This is a genomic window from Psittacicella gerlachiana, assembly GCF_003585965.1.
GTDB classification, from domain to species: domain Bacteria; phylum Pseudomonadota; class Gammaproteobacteria; order Enterobacterales; family Psittacicellaceae; genus Psittacicella; species Psittacicella gerlachiana.
Window position 1 is genome coordinate 1 of the sequence record NZ_NRJF01000031.1, and the last position, 16,905, is coordinate 16,905.

Annotated in this window: 11 protein-coding genes; all 11 read left to right on the plus strand. The window is 32.9% G+C overall.

The annotated features are described in order from the left end of the window. Nucleotides 1–195 precede the first annotated feature (195 nt). The 11 genes from CKF59_RS01280 to CKF59_RS01330 all read left to right on the plus strand — a co-directional run bounded on the left by CKF59_RS01280 (nucleotide 196) and on the right by CKF59_RS01330 (nucleotide 16,787). On the plus strand, nucleotides 196–1,377 hold the full coding sequence (locus tag CKF59_RS01280; RefSeq protein ID WP_119534177.1) for a prephenate dehydratase domain-containing protein: 1,182 nt from the start codon (nucleotides 196–198) through the stop codon (nucleotides 1,375–1,377). A gap of 127 nt (nucleotides 1,378–1,504) precedes the next feature. Then, nucleotides 1,505–2,467 (plus strand): 16S rRNA (cytosine(1402)-N(4))-methyltransferase RsmH, encoded by a 963-nt coding sequence (gene rsmH, locus CKF59_RS01285; RefSeq protein WP_119534178.1) that lies wholly within the window; start codon nucleotides 1,505–1,507, stop codon nucleotides 2,465–2,467. Between the two features lie 33 nt (nucleotides 2,468–2,500). Then, nucleotides 2,501–3,172, plus strand: a complete 672-nt coding sequence (locus CKF59_RS01290) for a cell division protein FtsL (RefSeq protein WP_222985469.1) — start codon at nucleotides 2,501–2,503, stop codon at nucleotides 3,170–3,172. Nucleotides 3,173–3,194: 22 nt separating this feature from the next. Next, entirely contained in the window at nucleotides 3,195–5,024 is a 1,830-nt protein-coding gene (locus CKF59_RS01295) for a peptidoglycan D,D-transpeptidase FtsI family protein (protein ID WP_119534180.1), read from the plus strand. A gap of 11 nt (nucleotides 5,025–5,035) precedes the next feature. Beyond that, complete coding sequence (locus CKF59_RS01300; protein WP_119534181.1) at nucleotides 5,036–6,868, plus strand: Mur ligase family protein; 1,833 nt, start codon at nucleotides 5,036–5,038, stop codon at nucleotides 6,866–6,868. Between the two features lie 9 nt (nucleotides 6,869–6,877). Continuing rightward, complete coding sequence (locus CKF59_RS01305; protein WP_119534182.1) at nucleotides 6,878–9,067, plus strand: Mur ligase family protein; 2,190 nt, start codon at nucleotides 6,878–6,880, stop codon at nucleotides 9,065–9,067. A gap of 10 nt (nucleotides 9,068–9,077) precedes the next feature. Continuing rightward, nucleotides 9,078–10,124, plus strand: coding sequence for a phospho-N-acetylmuramoyl-pentapeptide-transferase (gene mraY, locus CKF59_RS01310; protein WP_119534183.1), 1,047 nt, complete (start codon nucleotides 9,078–9,080; stop codon nucleotides 10,122–10,124). Between the two features lie 112 nt (nucleotides 10,125–10,236). Continuing rightward, nucleotides 10,237–13,005: a UDP-N-acetylmuramoyl-L-alanine--D-glutamate ligase gene (murD, locus tag CKF59_RS01315; RefSeq protein ID WP_119534184.1), complete on the plus strand. Its 2,769-nt coding sequence runs from the start codon at nucleotides 10,237–10,239 to the stop codon at nucleotides 13,003–13,005. A gap of 97 nt (nucleotides 13,006–13,102) precedes the next feature. Continuing rightward, nucleotides 13,103–14,344, plus strand: a complete 1,242-nt coding sequence (gene murG, locus CKF59_RS01320) for an undecaprenyldiphospho-muramoylpentapeptide beta-N-acetylglucosaminyltransferase (RefSeq protein ID WP_119534185.1) — start codon at nucleotides 13,103–13,105, stop codon at nucleotides 14,342–14,344. 14 nt (nucleotides 14,345–14,358) lie between these two features. Continuing rightward, the gene (murC, locus tag CKF59_RS01325) at nucleotides 14,359–15,798 is read left to right on the plus strand and encodes a UDP-N-acetylmuramate--L-alanine ligase (RefSeq protein ID WP_119534186.1); all 1,440 of its coding nucleotides are present in this window, start codon (nucleotides 14,359–14,361) and stop codon (nucleotides 15,796–15,798) included. Between the two features lie 2 nt (nucleotides 15,799–15,800). Next, on the plus strand, nucleotides 15,801–16,787 hold the full coding sequence (locus CKF59_RS01330; protein ID WP_119534187.1) for a D-alanine--D-alanine ligase: 987 nt from the start codon (nucleotides 15,801–15,803) through the stop codon (nucleotides 16,785–16,787). Nucleotides 16,788–16,905: the final 118 nt, after the last annotated feature.

The following is a 16,905-nucleotide window of genomic DNA, read 5'->3' on the forward strand; positions in this document are numbered from 1 at the left end:
GGTAAATACGAATTAAATTTAAATAGCATAACCCTTCCAAATGTGCAAAACCCAACACCTGATCAAATTGGGGATGCAGTTGTAGCTAAAATTAAAGAAATTCTTGTAGCTACAAGCAAATAATTTTATAAAGATTGAGAAGGCTTGAAGCCTTCTCTTTTTGAACTTTTTTAATATAACTTTAAGTTTTTATTTATGACTTTATCAGATAAAGATCTAGGACAAATCAGAGAGTCTATCAATAGTATTGATGAAAAGATCATTGAATTACTAGGTAAAAGAAGAGATCTCTCTGCTCAGGTTGCTGAATACAAAGCTCTTCACAATCACCCTATTAAAGATTTAAAAAGAGAAAAAGAGCTATTAACTAACTTAGTTAATAAATCTGCACAACACTCTTTTAATGTAAATTCAGACTTACTTAATGCAATTTATAAATCTATCATTAATGATAGCTGTAACTATCAACAAGAAATCATTATTCGTAAACAAAACCTATACAATTTAAGTGCTAAAGAAGAACTTAACATTTCTTACTTAGGTTTAAAAGGAAGCTATTCCTATGTAGCTTGTGAACAATTTGCTAAACATCTAAGCAAAAAAGCAAATTCAACAGGATATGAAAACTTTAATGATGTAGTTAATGCTGTTACCTCAGGAGTAGCTGATTTTGCGGTGTTACCATTAGAAAACACCTCATCAGGATCTATTAATGAGGTATATGATCTTTTAGCGAAAACCTCTCTAGAGATTGTATCTGATATAGCGATTGATATTAACCATGTATATCTAGCTAAAGAATTATTTGACGAAAAAGAAATTGAAGTTATTTATACGCACGCACAACCGTATGAACAATCAATTATCCACATTCGTGAATTACAGCCTAATGCTAAAATTGTTTTCACTGCTTCAACTACCCATGCAATGCAAGAGGTAGCAAAATCAGAAAATAAACGTGCAGTTGCAATTGGAAACGCTAGTGCAGCGAGTTTATACGACTTAAAAGTTATTAGTGATACTATCGCTAATAGCTCAAATAATCAAACTCGTTTTATCGTTTTATCAAAACAAGAAATTAAATTTAGTGAAAGCGTTTCTTACAAAACTATGTTGCAATTAATTACTAACCACTCTGAAGGAGCATTAGTAAATTCTCTTGAAGCATTTAAAAAGTACAAGATCAACTTAACCAAACTAGAATCTAGACCTATCTTAGGTTCTCCATGGCGTGAAATGTTCTTCATCGAGTTTGAAGGACATATCAATCAAGTTCATGTGCAACAAGCTCTAACTGAATTAGAAGAAAATTGTCGTGGTTTTAAAGTTGTAGGAAGTTTCCCAAGCTTTATTATCAATGACGAAATTTATAAATAATTTTAAGCCCTTAAAGTTAACTTTAAGGGCTATTTACCATGATAAGATTTACAAAAATATAAATAAAAAGTGGTAAAATAGACAATTGTTCAAGCAAATTTAATTATTAACCATACATTAGTTTTTTATGAAAGAATTTACTCATACAACAGTAATGTTAGAGCCTGCTGTTGATTGCCTAGAAATAATCAAAGATGGAATTTATGTAGATGGAACTTTTGGTAGAGGTGGCCATTCATCTTTAATTTTAGAACGCTTAGGAGAAAAAGGTCGTCTTTACGTTTTTGATCGTGACCTCGAAGCTATTGCATGTGCTAATAAAATTCAAGATGAGCGAATTATCGTTGTGCATGCCCCTTTTTCTTCTATGGGTGAATACTTTCAAGAACAACAATTAGAAGGGAAAATTAACGGTATCTTACTTGATTTAGGTGTAAGTTCTCCACAATTAGATGATGCTGAAAGAGGGTTTAGTTTTATGCGTAATGGTCCACTGGATATGCGCATGGATCAATCCAAAGGTTTTAGTGCTCGTGAGTGGTTATATCATTCAAGCGAAAAAGAAATTGCTGATGCCTTATATCTATATGGACAAGAAAAAAACTCTCGTGCGATTGCCAAAGCTATAGTTAAACTAAGAGAAGATCATAAATTTGATACTTTTTTACCTGACACAGATTCTTTAGTAGAAGTTGTAAAATCTGCTTCGAAAAAAATAGATCCTAATAAAAATCCTGCAACCCGCACTTTCCAAGCTATTCGTATTGCAGTAAATAATGAATTAGGTGAGCTCGAGCAAGCGCTTCAAGATTCGATTAAACTTTTAGCTCCTCATGGAAGAATTAGTATTATTTCTTTCCATTCTCTAGAAGATCGCATAGTTAAGCACTTTTTTAAAGAAAATTACGAAAAGCCAGTACTACCTAAATTCTTACCTATTCCAGATGCCGCTTTTACCCATGATTCAAATTTTGAAAAGATCTCTAATTCTATCAAGCCAACTGATGAGGAAGTAAGTAGCAATCCTCGAGCACGCTCTTCTATTTTACGTTGGGCACAAAGATCTTCTAAGCCATATAGCAGAATATAACTTTTTATTTAGTTACTGATTAGGACTATTTGTGTGAATTTTTTTAAAGCAACTAAAAAAAAATCTCTAAAAGATAAATCTCAGAATACTAATGTAACTAGCATCTTCAATCAAGATTTTGAACAAGAGAAAATTACAAATGAAACTCATCTAACCAAGAAAGAAATTGATGATGCTTCTAAAGCAAATGGTACAGCAGTAACTGATCTCATTGATGATCTTGAAGCAACAAAATACGAACAATCTCAAGATCAGCAAAAACATTATGCCCAAGAAGCTAAGGAGAGTAGAGAAAAGTACATAACCGAAACTTACGGAAAGTTAAATTGGAATTCTGATTTTACCCCTTTAAAAATTTTATATAAGGATTTTAGTACCAAGTTCTTTTTAACCCTGATTCTGTTTATTGTTATTTTAAGTCTAGCCTTAGTTAAAATCTATATTACCCGTGTTTCGATTGATACTACAATTCAATACTCTAAACTTCTAGCTGATAAGAACTCTCTTAATCTATCAAATGATAATTTACGCTTAGAGTTCTTATCACTTACTTCTAAATCAAATATTATTAGAATAACTAGCAATAAAATTTCTTTAATTCCGATTTCCACCGAAGCAGAAGTTATTGTTATTATTCCTTATTTACCTAATAATAAAACTTTATCAACAACTAGTATTCCATTTCTAACCCCTCCTCAAGAGTAGTTAGATCTTATGCTCGCAAAAAATGGCCAAAGAAGATAAAAAAAACGTAAATAACCGTAATTATTTAGATCCGATAAAAACTACATCACAAAAACGTGATGAAGAAAACTTAAAAAACTTTAAATTTGGCTTCAAAGTATCTAGTGGTCGATTATATTTTTTTACAATTTGTTTATTATTACTCTTTGTAGCCTATTTAGTTCTTTACTATCTACAATTTTTTACCAATTACATTCCTTTACGTGATAAGCAACATTTAGCAAAAGAAACTAATGCCCGTATCCAAAGAAATGTAACCGTAAATGCCCCAAGAGGTAAAATTGTTGATGCTAATGGAAAAATACTTGCTATCTCTATTCCTTATCAAACTTTTGGTTTAGATGTAAAAGTCTTTCTTGATCCGGCAAATAAAGCCGTAAATCAAGAGGACAGCCCTTTATTTCTCGCTCTTGCTAAAGCATTAGATCTAGAGCCTGCAAAACTATATCAGGACTTGCAAAAAAGACCTAACTCAAGATATTTTCGATTAAAATCTCAGGTGTCTCCTACTCTTGCAACCTATATCAAAAGCTTAAACATCCCTGGTATATCCTCTTATACTGATTTTAGAAGATTCTATCCTTACGGAGATGCCATCTCTCAAATAGTAGGATTACTTAATAACGAAGGGCAAGGGATGTTTGGGATTGAAAAATTAGCTAATCAACAACTAACAGGGGTTGATGGTAATATCTCTTATGAAAAGGATTTTCAACATAATATTATTAATTATAAAAGTATAATTAATTCTCAAAATGGTCATGATGTAAAACTAACTATTAATATAGATTTACAAGAAATGGCTTACCAAACTCTAAGCGAAGCTGTAAGAGATAATAAAGCTGATACAGCCACAGCCGTTCTCATTGATGTAACTAATGGGGAAATTATTGCTATGGCTAATGCCCCTTCTTTTAATCCAAATAATCGTAAAACAATTATTCCTCAATATTTAAATAATTATGCGATAACTTCAGTATTTGAACCTGGGTCAACTGTAAAACCCTTTGTAGTATACTCGGGTCTATTAGCTAAAGTAATTACCCCTACTACAGTAATAAATACAAGAAGCTTAAGAGTTGCAAATCACCAAGTAAAAGATGTAGGACCTCGTGATACTCTTTCTATTAGAGGGATTTTACAAAGATCCTCTAATATTGGCGTAGCAAAAATATCGCTAATGCTTCCAGGAGATACTTTACGTGAAACCTACCTTGCTGCTGGCTTTGGGCAAAGAACGGGACTAGGTCTATCAGGTGAAACCATGGGATACTTTCCTTATCAAACTAGATTTACAGATTTAGATAAAGCAGTATTTTCATATGGTTATATGCAACAAGTAACCCCATTACAATTAGCTCATGTCTATGCTACCTTAGGTAATTACGGGAAAGAGTATCCTCTTTCTATTATTAGCAGTGAGCAGACTTCTCAAGAAGGGATACAAAAATTAAATCCAAAAATAGCTAAAACCGTTGTTGAATTAATGCAAGGTGTAGCTGAGACAGGCGGTGGTGGAACTAAAGCAGCCATCCCGAACTACAATGTGTCAGTAAAAACAGGTACTGCAAAAAAAGTTGAAAATGGAATTTATGTTGATAAGTATATAGCTTATACTGCCGGAGTTGCTCCATCAACTCGCCCAAGATTTGCTTTAGTTATCGTTATTGACAATCCTAAAGCGGGACAATACTATGGAGGAGCAATTGCTGCTCCTGTGTGGCGAAAAATCATGGAATCAACTTTACAATATTACAATATTCCTGAAGATAACATGACTTCAGATCGTCTTGTTCTTAATCACACTCCATAGAGATATATAAAATGGTACAGATAACAACAGAACAACTCATAAAACAACTTCTAAGTTTAATTAATGAACTAAAACCTCTCATTATTAAACACCAACTAACCAATATTACGATTAATAGCAAAGAATGTGATCAACATACTGTTTTTGCAGCTACAAAAGGATTTAATGTTGACGCACGTAACTTTATTCCCGATGCCGTAGAGCGTGGCAGTAAAGTAATCTTAACTCATAACGAGAACCTCTTAGGAATAAATTCTTATGTACATCGTGAAGATATCATTAGCGGTGTAAAAGTTGATATTTTTGAGGTATATGATCTTAACAAGTATTTAAGCTTTTTAACTTTAAAATTCTATGATTTTCTTGCTTCTGCAAGTAATCCACAAAAAATAGGTTTAGAAGTTCCGGTTATTGGCGTTACTGGTACTAATGGAAAAACCCTTACTACCAATCTTATTGCGCAAGGACTAAGTGCTTTAACTAAAAAATCTTCACCTTATGTAATTGGAACCATCGGATTAGGTGCTTACAAGCATTTACAAAAAGCAACAAATACCACTCCTGATGCTTGCACAGTTCTAGATACAATTTTTCAGGCTGATTATCTTGACTCTAGTGCTGTAATTATGGAAGTTTCTTCTCATGGTTTAGCTTTAAATAGAGTGAGAAATGTTAGATTTAAACAAGCAATCTTCACTAATCTAACTCAAGATCACTTAGACTACCATAAAACCATTGAAAACTACTTTCAAGCTAAAGCAAGATTTTTTACTAAACATAATGTTAACGACTATATTATCACTTGTACTGGTGATGAAAACGACTATGGCGGACGCCTAGTAAAACTTATTTCGTTAAAATTAGCGCAAAACAATCCTGAAAATGGTAGCTCTCGTGGAGTTTCGGCTTCAACTCCAGCTCTACTTTCATTCCTTGGTGCTATTCCTCCTGATGAACACGTAGCTGGAGCAAAAAATACCCTGCCAAACCCTCTAGGTGAAAATGACTTCTTAGAACTCCAACCTGAGGATTATGATCTTGTAAGTCAAGTACTTAACGCTAAAGTAAAACCACGTCTAGCGGTTATCAACATTGGTGAAAAAATTAACGAGATCGCAAGTTTTAAAGCCGATATAGTTGTAAACTTATTAAACGTAAAAGCTCATCCTCAAGGTCTTACTATCTCTTTTAGCTTTGAGGATAAAATCAAAGAACTTAAAGTACAAAAAGAACTTAATATTCCTCTCCTCGGAATTTTTAATGCTTACAATATTTTAACCACGATAACTTCTCTATATTTATATGGTTTAGATTTAGAGCAGATTCTTAACTATGTTCCAGAGTTTAAATCTGTAAAAGGTAGAATGGAAGTTATTCCAAATAGCTTAAATAAAACTGTAGTTGTAGACTTTGCTCATACCCCTGATGCTTTAAGCAAAGCTATTGAAAGTATAAAAGTACACTTTAAAGATACTCCAAATAGTAAAATTACGGTAGTTTTTGGTTGTGGAGGTGATAGAGATGCTTCAAAACGACCAATCATGGGAAAAATAGCAAGTACTTTAGCTGATAAAGTAATTATTACAGATGATAACCCACGTTCTGAAGATCCAGAAAAGATCTCTCAACAAATATACGAAGGAGTTATAAACTCTAGTGCTGAAGTTACCTATATTGCAAATCGTAAACAAGCTATTATCCAAGCAATTGAACAAGCTCAACCAGGGGACTGCGTATTAATTGCTGGAAAAGGTCATGAGACCGAACAAATTATCGGCTCACAAACTTTACACTTTTCAGATCAAGAAACAGTAAATGAATATTTTGCAAGTAAAACATCATAGGAGATCTAAATGCTTAACGGCACTTCTTTAAAACTTATTGTAGATAGCCTTGTTTCCGCTAATTTACTTGATCAAAGATTTATTCCTTATCAAAAGGACTGTTTTCTTAATTTTTCTTCACATGAGCAAGTTGCTGAACTAATTCAAAATAATAAAGAAAGATTTAGTGAACAAGAAAGAATCTTACGTGAAAAAACACAATTAGAAATAGATTCTATTCAACGCCATGCCTTTGGCGTAACCTTTAATAAAAGTCCAAGAGCTTCTACAGAGGTAGTTAAGCCTGAACTTAAAACTCAGGAGCACGCAAAAAAAGTTCTAATCGAAGATTTTGCTTTAGCTAAAGATATTTTAATTGAAGAAGATGATCGACCTCTCAAAACTTCAGGCTTAAACTACTCTGATAACCGAGAAGATAGATATATTCCTCAATATCAAAGTGAAGAAAGTAAATTTAATGAGGTCGTTGATACTTCAAATCCTTTAGATAAGGTACAAAATGATTATCAAGATCTACAAAAAAGCTATACTGCCAACCAAGTATTATGTGATCTTTTTGCTTTTTTAGAACTACCTTATGCTTCAAAACCTGTATTTATTACTACAGACACAAGACGTCTAGATAAAGAAATTACAGAAAATTCTCTAGTATTATTTATAGTTCTTGATAGCACTAAACTTTCAAAACATGAACTTGCAAGTTTAGCATTAGCAAGAAAAAATACTCTCGTACTTATGGGAAATCTTACTGAAAGAGATGTAGATTTTTGTTTTACTAAGCATTTAGGAAGTATTATTCCAGTTAAAGATATATATCTTGCTCTTGATTTTATTGCTACCTTAATTAGAGAACAATACAAACCTTTAACTGTTGCAATTACAGGTTCTTCAGGAAAAACCTCACTTAAAGAAGCGGTTACCCATGTTTGTCGTAATTATTACCCTAATCGAGTAATTGCCACTTCGGGTAACTTTAATAATGAGTTAGGCGTACCCATAACTCTTTTAGATATTGCAAATCAATTTGTTACCAAAGAGTTAGCTACCGAAATTGCGGTAATTGAACATGGAGCAAATCACTTAGGAGAAATTTACAATACAACTTTAATCTCCAAACCAGATATCGCAATCATTAATAATGTGCAACCGGCTCACACTGAAGGTTTTGCAGGATTAAGAGGAGTCTCTTTAGCCAAAGCCGAGATCTTTAGTAATTTACACCAAGAGGGAGTTAAAATCGTTAACTTAGATTCTTACACTAACGATCTCATGTTTGCTCGTAAAAAATTCCAAACCTTATTAACCTTTAGTGCAAAGAATCCAATCGCTGATTTTTATATCAACGAAGACTCAATCAAATTTACTGAAGAACAAACTTCTTTTGATTTACATATTAATGGTTTTGAGTGCAAACGCTTACACTTTCCTCGAGGTGAACAACATCTTGCTTCTGAAATTTTTATAGATCCACAAGTTGTTAAGGTGAGAACGAATCTGCGTGGAAAAATTGGAGTATATAATGCCACAGCAACTATTGCCGTTTGTTTAGCAAGTGGGATTCCTCTAGATCATATCCTCTTTGCTTTAAAAAATATTCCAATTCCACCTCGACGTGAAAAAGTGATTGCTACTGAAAGAATTACTTATGTCGACGATAGCTATAATGCTAACCCTGGTTCGGTATTAGCCTCTATGGAACTGCTTAAAGATAAGAACGCAAAACATAAGTTCTTTGTCTTAGGTAATCTCGCTGAGTTAGATTATGAAACTAAGGTAAATTTCTTTACCGAGATCTATGATAAATTTATCTATGATACGCCTGCGTTTAATCTCATTTCTAACTTAAAATTTGTAGAAAAAGCTCCAGATGAAGTTGCAACCAATCAAACTTTATACGTTCTGCCATTTACTTTAGCTAAAAAGGATATTTATGTTCTTGAAACGGCTAAAGTTGATGCTCCAATAAATGAAGCAACTTATTTTATCTTTGCTCAAGAATTATTTAATCTCTTTACTAATCTAAAAAGTAAAGATCACTTGGCTATAACTTTTAAAGGTAGCAACTCTTCGAAAATGAATTTATGTTTTATGGAGTTTTTAAAACTCTTGAAGCAAAATTTAAGTGCAGAAGAGTACACATCATGTACTAATAACGAACTACATAATTACTTAAAAGTTAATTACAATTTTGATTTATAAATAAAATTTTATGACTAGTTTAACCTTACTTGGTCTATCTTATTTTGGTGCCTTTATCCTTTCTTTTCTCATTTGTTTAGTCTCTGGACCTTATTTAATCAGAGCTCTACACAAATTAAAGTATGGACAAAGTATTCGTACTGATGGTCCAGAAACACATCTAAAAAAACAAGGAACACCAACTATGGGTGGGGTTATGATCATTATTGCCGTAACCCTTTCTACCTTGATTTTTAGCAGTTGGAACAATGTCTACATTTGGCTAACCCTATTTGTATTTATTGGTTTCGGGGCTGTAGGTTATGTAGATGATTATTTAAAGATAAAAAGAAAAAGCTCAGATGGTCTTAGTGCTAAGCAAAAATATACCGCTTTATCTTTAGTATCTTTAGCTCCAATAATTATTTTATATTTCTTAGATAATCCAGCGATAACCCACTTAAATATTCCTCTACTTAGTTGGTCTCCTAACATAGGTATTCTCTTTATTCCTCTTGCCTATTTTACAGTTGTGGGAGCTTCAAATGCTGTAAATCTAACCGATGGCTTAGATGGATTAGCGATAATTCCTACCTTACTATGTGCCGTAGGTTTTGGTTTTATAGCCTTTGATGTTGGAGGAATTTGTCTCTTTAGTGGCTACTTAATCCCTGAAACCTTTGAATTAACTATTATTTGTGTAGCTTTAATTGGTGCATGTTTAGGATTTTTCTGGTTTAATAGTTATCCAGCTCAAATATTTATGGGTGACGTTGGTTCTTTAGCCCTTGGAGGCTTATTAGGATTCTTAGCTGTACTACTACGCCAAGAACTACTTCTTGTGATTATGGGAGGAGTTTTTGTGGTTGAATGCTTATCTTCAGCTATTCAAATGGTATGGTTTAAGTATACTAAACGTAAATATGGCGAAGGACGTCGTGTATTTTTAATGGCTCCTTTACATCACCATTTTGAAAAAAAAGGACTAACTGAAACTAAAGTAATTGCTCGTTTTTGGGTAGCAGCTTTCCTTTTACTCATTGCTAGTTTAATTATTTATACAAATAAAATTTTCTAAGCAAATGATAAAAGCCTCGTAGGAACGAGGCTTTTATCATATAATAAGGAAAGACTTTATCCTTTAAATAAAAGTCAAACCGTTGTAATAATTTGCAGTCAATAAAATTTATATGTCGCTAAGCATACCAAAAATCATCAATATAGGTATAGTGGGAGTGAAAAAAAGTGGCTTTGAAACTGCTCGCTTTTTATTAACCCATAATGATCATACCTCTTATAAAATAACTTTATTTGACGATAAACCTGATTTAGATTTACTTTCAACCTTACAATCTATTAATGGTAATATTGAATTATACCCATTAAATACTCCTGAAATTTTAGCTCGACAAAACTTTCTTATTGTCTCTCCAGGCATTCCTAAAAGCCATCCCGCTTTTAGTTTAGCTATTGAAAATAATGTAGAAATTATTGGAGATATAGAATTATTTGCTCGTTTAAAAAATGATTCTCGAGATCCTATTTTTCGTAATGCTCCGGTAATTGGGATTACGGGCTCTAATGGAAAAACTACAGTTACAGAGCTAACTACTCATATTCTAAAAAACCTCGGCTACAATGTTGCTATGGCCGGTAATGTAGGTATTCCGGTAATGTCAACCTTTACCGAAACCTATAATTACTATGTTTTAGAGCTGTCAAGTTATCAATTAGAAACTACAAGTAGCTTAAAATTAAGAGTAGGAACTATTCTTAATATTTCTCCTGATCACCTAGATCGTTATAAAAATATGGAGAAATATGTAGAAGCTAAACAACATATTTATAATCTCAGTCAAAGCTTACTTTACAACAAAATAGATCAAGCTACTTGGCCAGAGCATGAAAATGCTAAAAAACACATGACAGCATTTACCTCTGATCCAATTAAACAGCCTGCTTCATATTTCTATGATCCGCAAAAGAAAACCTTAAATATTCCTACTCTTTACGACAATTCAAGTAGTATTTCATATATTTCTCTACCTGTAAAAAACTTTACTCTACAGGGAACACATAACTATGAAAATATACTTGCAGCTATAGCTTTAGTAAGATTAACTTTACAAGGACATTCAGAACAACAAGATAAACTTATCTTCGAAGCTGCTCAAAGTTTTAAAGGCTTACCACATAGATTTGAACTTGTTCATGTTTCTAATAATGGGGTACGCTTTATTAATGATAGTAAAGCAACTAATATAGGTTCGGTAGAGTCTGCTTTACGCTCACTAGATGTACATAACAATGGTAAAATCTACTTACTCTTAGGAGGTGATAGTAAAAATCAAGATTTTACCGAGTTAGCACCAGCAATTTCTCAAGTCAACAATCTTGAAGTTTTATGTTATGGGCGAGATGCAGAACTCGTAGCTAAATGTACTCCTGAAGCTCAGGTGTTTAAAAATGCTACTCTAGAATCGGTAATGCAGCATATAGCTCCCCACTTAAAAGCTGATGATGTAGTTCTTCTCAGTCCAGGTTGTGCTAGTTTTGATCAATTTAAAGGATATGAACATCGAGGGCAGGTATTTACTGAACTTGCAAAAAAGTATCAAAAGCCTAGTAGATTAAAAAGTTTAGGAGTTAAACTTTTAAATGTAGGACAAAATCTTACTCATAGATTAATCTATCTAGGTGAAACTAAAAACACCTCTGAAATTCAGAACGTAAAATTATATGATGGATATCTCCTTGCATTAATTTTTTCTATTTTTGCTCTTGGAGTAATTACAGTATTTTCAGCTTCAACTTATTTAACCGTAAAGCAAAGTGGAGGGATTTTTAATCCTAAGCAAGGCTTGCTTATGATTTTAGGGATTATGGCTTTTCTCGTGAGCTTATGCATAAATTCTTCTAAATGGCGAACTCTCTTGCCTTTTATGTCGATTGCTACAGGTTTAGCCCTACTCTTTGTTCACGTCTTTGGGCATTCATATAATGGAGCTCAGAGATGGATTAGCTTATTTGGTTTTACCTTTCAACCAGCCGAACTAGCAAAGCTGTGTACTTTAATCTACTTGTCTCACTATTTAGTAGCAGTTTCAAGTACCAAGGTTTTTAAATTAAGAGATATGTTTGGTTTTACCTGCTTTTTCTTAGTTATGGCTTCTTTACTTCTAATGCAGCCTGACTTTGGGACTACTTTAATGCTAGTTATCTTAAGTAGTGTAACAATTTTATATGTAACTCCAGATTTAAAAAACTTTCTCTTACGCTCTTCTCCAATTATCCTGTTTATTTTAATAACCTTGATCATTTACGTTTCTAATAAAAGTTACTTAATAGATCGAATTACAGGATTTTTAGATCCTTATGCCGATCCTTATGGAAAGTCTTACCAAATTATTAACTCTATCTCAGCATTTTCACATGGAGGATTTTGGGGGGTAGGACTAGGTAACTCTATCTTTAAATCAGGTTATTTAACCGAAGCCAACACCGACTATATTTTAGCTATCTTTGGTGAAGAATTTGGTTATTTAGGAATAATTATCCTCGTAACTCTTGAAACCCTTTTATATCTAAGAATGTTTAAAATTTCTCATCAAACTTTCTTTATTTATAAAAGACCATTTCAAGCGATTATGATTTTTACTTTTGTTCTTTGGTTCGCTTATCAAGCCTTATATAACCTTGGCATGACCGTAGCTTTTCTTCCTACCGATGGAAGTACTCATCCATTAATTTCCTATGGAGGTTCTTCTTACTTAGTAATGTTTACTGCTCTTGGGATTACTATGCGTGTAGACTATGAAAATCGTTTAATTGCTCATGGTTATAAGCTTAAAGAGAGTCGCTCTAAAGATATAGTTATTTCTTTCTTCAATTTTATTGGTAGCAAGTTTTCTCGTAAGAAAAATTTTGGAACCATAAAACAAGCTAAGAAAAATAAATAAAAATTTTTGGTCTACATATTTAAGTATGTAGACCTTTTACTTTTATATTATAATATCATTGGTAAATTTCTTACGTAACTACCTTATTTTCGGATCTATGACAAAGAAAAAAGTTCTAATTATGGCTGGAGGAACAGGTGGACATATTTTCCCCGCTTTAGCCATAGCACAAAAACTTACCGAGCAAAATATAGAAATAGCTTGGGTAGGAACTGAAAATCGTATGGAGGCTAATCTTGTCCCAAAATATGGTTATCCTATATATTTTATCGAAATCGAAGGATTAGTATCTCGTGGAGCTAAGGCATGGTTAAAAGCTCCATTTAAAATCCTAAAAGCTATCTTTCAAGCAAAAAAAATTATTCAAGAATTTAAACCTGATCTTGTAGTAGGTACAGGTGGATATGTTTGTGGTCCGGTTGGGGTAGCTGCCAAGCTCACCAAAACTCCTTTAATTGTCGTTGAAAACAATGGAGTTATCGGCTTAACCAATAAAATTTTAAGTAAATTTGCAGATTTAACCTTATTTTCTTATCCTCTCAAGGAAGCAAAAAAGCCTGAATACATTGTAGGTCAACCTTTAAGAGAAGATTTTACAAAACTAAAAAGTGAAGAAAATCTGCAACCTCTCTTAAGCAAAGCTCAAAACGAATATCAAGAACTCGTGAGATTTGTACAGGAACAGTTAAATTATCAACAAGCTCTTCCTGACACTTACACAAAAGATAACTTTACCCATCTTTATGAGCTTCTAGACGCTCAACAAAAATTAACTTTTAATAATTTAAGCTTAAGTAAACAAAGATTAAATATTCTTGCGGTTGGTGGTTCTCTAGGTGCACGCATTCTCAATCAAAATCTAGCCCCTGCAATTAAAAATCTTGAAACTAAAGGCATCAAAGTTAATACTTTACAACAAGTGGGACAAGGTAACCTAGATGAAGTTAATAATCTAGTTACAGAATTAAGCCTAGAAAACTATACAGTATGTGAGTTCATTGACAACATTAGTGAAAAATACTTACAAAGCGATCTTATTATTTGTCGTTCTGGCTCTATGACCGTGTTTGAAATCGCTAACTGTAATCGACCAGCTATTTTTGTTCCTTTAGCTTTACAAAAAGATCAACAACAACTTCACAATGCCAAGTACTTAACTGATAAAGGAGCTGGTTTATTAATTCTTAATAAAGATTTTAATGCTCAAAGTTTAACCTCATTAATTGAAAATTTAAACTATCATCAGTTATACCAAATTGCACTAAAACAAACATCTTTAGCAACTCCTGAAGCTACTGACAAAATAGTTAAATTTATTCAACCTTACCTTAACAGATAATTTTCATTAAACTCATGACTACTCAAATTAATGTTGACAATTCAAGTCAAAAGCGTCATATGCGTATTGACGGATATATACACTTTATTGGTATTGGTGGTGTTGGCATGTCTGGCATTGCCCAAGTTCTAAAAAATTTAGGTTACCAAGTTTCTGGATCTGACATAGGTCAAGGGGCTACAATTGAAAGTTTAAAAAACCTAGGCATCAAAGTATATCCTGAGCATAAATTTGAAAATGTAAATGATGCTGCTCTGATTGTCGTATCTTCAGCGATTAAAGAAAGCAATCCTGAAATAGTGGCAGCTCGTGAAAAAGGCATTCCAATTATTCGTCGAGCACAAATGCTAGCTGAAATCATGCGCTTTAGACAGGGAATTACAGTTGCTGGAACTCATGGTAAAACGACAACTACCGCAATGTTAGCTACAGTTTTTACTATTGCAGGTTTAGATCCTACATTTATTAATGGGGGAATTGTTAAAAATGAAAATAGCAATGCTCACCTAGGTAAGGGTGAATATATGATTGCCGAAGCAGATGAGTCTGATGCCTCATTCTTGCATTTAACCCCATTTGTTTCTGTAATCTTAAATATCGAAAAAGATCATATGGAAACCTATAATGGTGACTTTAACCGTATGATTGACACCTATATTAATTACTTACATAATGTTCCATTTTACGGCACGGCAGTAGTATGCTATGACTCTCCAACTATTCGTGAAATTTTACCAAGAATTGGTAGACGTACTTTTACCTATGGTTATGAAGAGGGAGCTGATTATCAAATTATTTCCTACACTCCAGGAGCTTTTAGTTCTAAATTCTCAGTCTTAACTCCAACTAAAGAAGTGATTGATTTAGAGTTATCGGTATCAGGACGTCACAATGCTTCTAATGCTACTGCAGTTTTAGTGGTAGCTCTAAATGAAGGTATTCCTTTAGACAAAATTAAAGAAGGTTTAAAAGCCTTTAAAGGAGCTGGAAGACGATTTGACCGTATTGGTGAATATCAAATTGATGAGCAAAGAAAAGTAACTTTTATTGATGATTATGGGCATCACCCTACCGAACTTGAAGTTACGATTAAAACTGCAAGAGAGGTTTATCCTGATCAACGCATTGTTATGCTGTTTGAACCTCACCGTTACTCACGTACCATGAATCTTTTTGATGACTTTGTCTTAACTTTAAGTAAAGCAGATCAAATTATTCTCTTAGATGTATACCCTGCTGGCGAAGATCCTATTGTTGGCGCTGACTCTCAACATTTATCACATGAAATTAGAAAACTCGGCAAAGATTGTATTGCGGTAGGTAATAAAGATTTAAGTGAAACCTTAAATTTATTATTACAAAACAATGATGTCGTATTTGCTCAAGGAGCTGGTTCAGTATCTCGTAAAATACATGCAACAATTGACAATGCAGGGTGGGAGAAAATCAGTTAATTATGTCTAACAATCAATATACTTTAGAAGATCTAAAAAACTTTAAAATTGCCGTTCTTTGTGGAGGTACGTCAAACGAAAGAGAAATTTCACTAATCTCTGGGGATGGAATCTACTCTGCACTTAAAGCCAGTACCTTAAATTTAGATGTACATAAAATTGATCCAAAATTCTATAATCTTTTAGATTTAAAAAAGGATGGCTTTAATCTTGTATTTAATACTCTCCATGGACGTTTTGGAGAGGATGGACAAGTACAAGGGTTTCTTGATGTCCTCGGAATTAGATATACAGGTTGTAATCTTCTTCAATCAGCGTTAACGCTAGATAAACTCTTAACCAAAAAAGTTTGGTTACAAAGTAAAGTAAAAACCAGTAACCACTTAGTTTTAACTTCTCAACAAATTCTCAATAATAATCAAACTTTAAATCTTGATGCTATTATTGAAACCTTAGGTTTACCACTGTTTGTTAAGCCTAACTTAGAAGGTTCTTCTATAGGGATTACCAAAGTAAAAACTAAAGAAGAATTACTACCAGCTCTCGAAATAGCAGCTAAAATTGATAATCAAGTTCTGCTTGAAGAATTTATTAATGGCAAAGAGTATTCTGTCCCTGTCTTAAATGGAAAAGCTTTAGCTGCAATTGAAATTATTATTGATAAGAAGTATGAATTCTATGATTATCAATCAAAGTATTTCGATGACAATACTCAATATGTATGTCCTGCAGAGCTTACCGCAGAGCAAACCGAAAATATTTTACAATTAGCCGAACAAGCTACTAAATCAGTAGGTATTAAAAGTTGGTGTCGAGTTGATATTTTAAGTAATCAACAAGGTGAGTTTTATGCTCTAGAAGTAAACACTAACCCAGGTATGACTACTCATAGTTTATTCCCTATGGCTGCTAAATATCGTGGAATGGAATATACAGATTTATGCTTACATATTCTTTTAGATGCGATAAATAATGTAGAAGCAGCTTGATCTAGTTTATAATATATATCCAGCTAACGCTGGATATATTTTTATTAACTTTGGTTTATATGTTAAAGAAAATTTTTAAATCTAAATATTTTTATTTAATAATATTTTCTATAGTAGT

Excerpts from the sequence above, each read along its gene's own strand:
- CKF59_RS01280 (WP_119534177.1), top strand. The coding sequence starts at position 196 with ATGACTTTATCAGATAAAGATCTAGGACAAATCAGAGAGTCTATCAAT.
- rsmH (WP_119534178.1), top strand. The coding sequence starts at position 1,505 with ATGAAAGAATTTACTCATACAACAGTAATGTTAGAGCCTGCTGTTGAT.
- CKF59_RS01295 (WP_119534180.1), top strand. The coding sequence starts at position 3,195 with ATGGCCAAAGAAGATAAAAAAAACGTAAATAACCGTAATTATTTAGAT.
- CKF59_RS01300 (WP_119534181.1), top strand. The coding sequence starts at position 5,036 with ATGGTACAGATAACAACAGAACAACTCATAAAACAACTTCTAAGTTTA.
- CKF59_RS01305 (WP_119534182.1), top strand. The coding sequence starts at position 6,878 with ATGCTTAACGGCACTTCTTTAAAACTTATTGTAGATAGCCTTGTTTCC.
- mraY (WP_119534183.1), top strand. The coding sequence starts at position 9,078 with ATGACTAGTTTAACCTTACTTGGTCTATCTTATTTTGGTGCCTTTATC.
- murD (WP_119534184.1), top strand. The coding sequence starts at position 10,237 with ATGTCGCTAAGCATACCAAAAATCATCAATATAGGTATAGTGGGAGTG.
- murG (WP_119534185.1), top strand. The coding sequence starts at position 13,103 with ATGACAAAGAAAAAAGTTCTAATTATGGCTGGAGGAACAGGTGGACAT.
- murC (WP_119534186.1), top strand. The coding sequence starts at position 14,359 with ATGACTACTCAAATTAATGTTGACAATTCAAGTCAAAAGCGTCATATG.
- CKF59_RS01330 (WP_119534187.1), top strand. The coding sequence starts at position 15,801 with ATGTCTAACAATCAATATACTTTAGAAGATCTAAAAAACTTTAAAATT.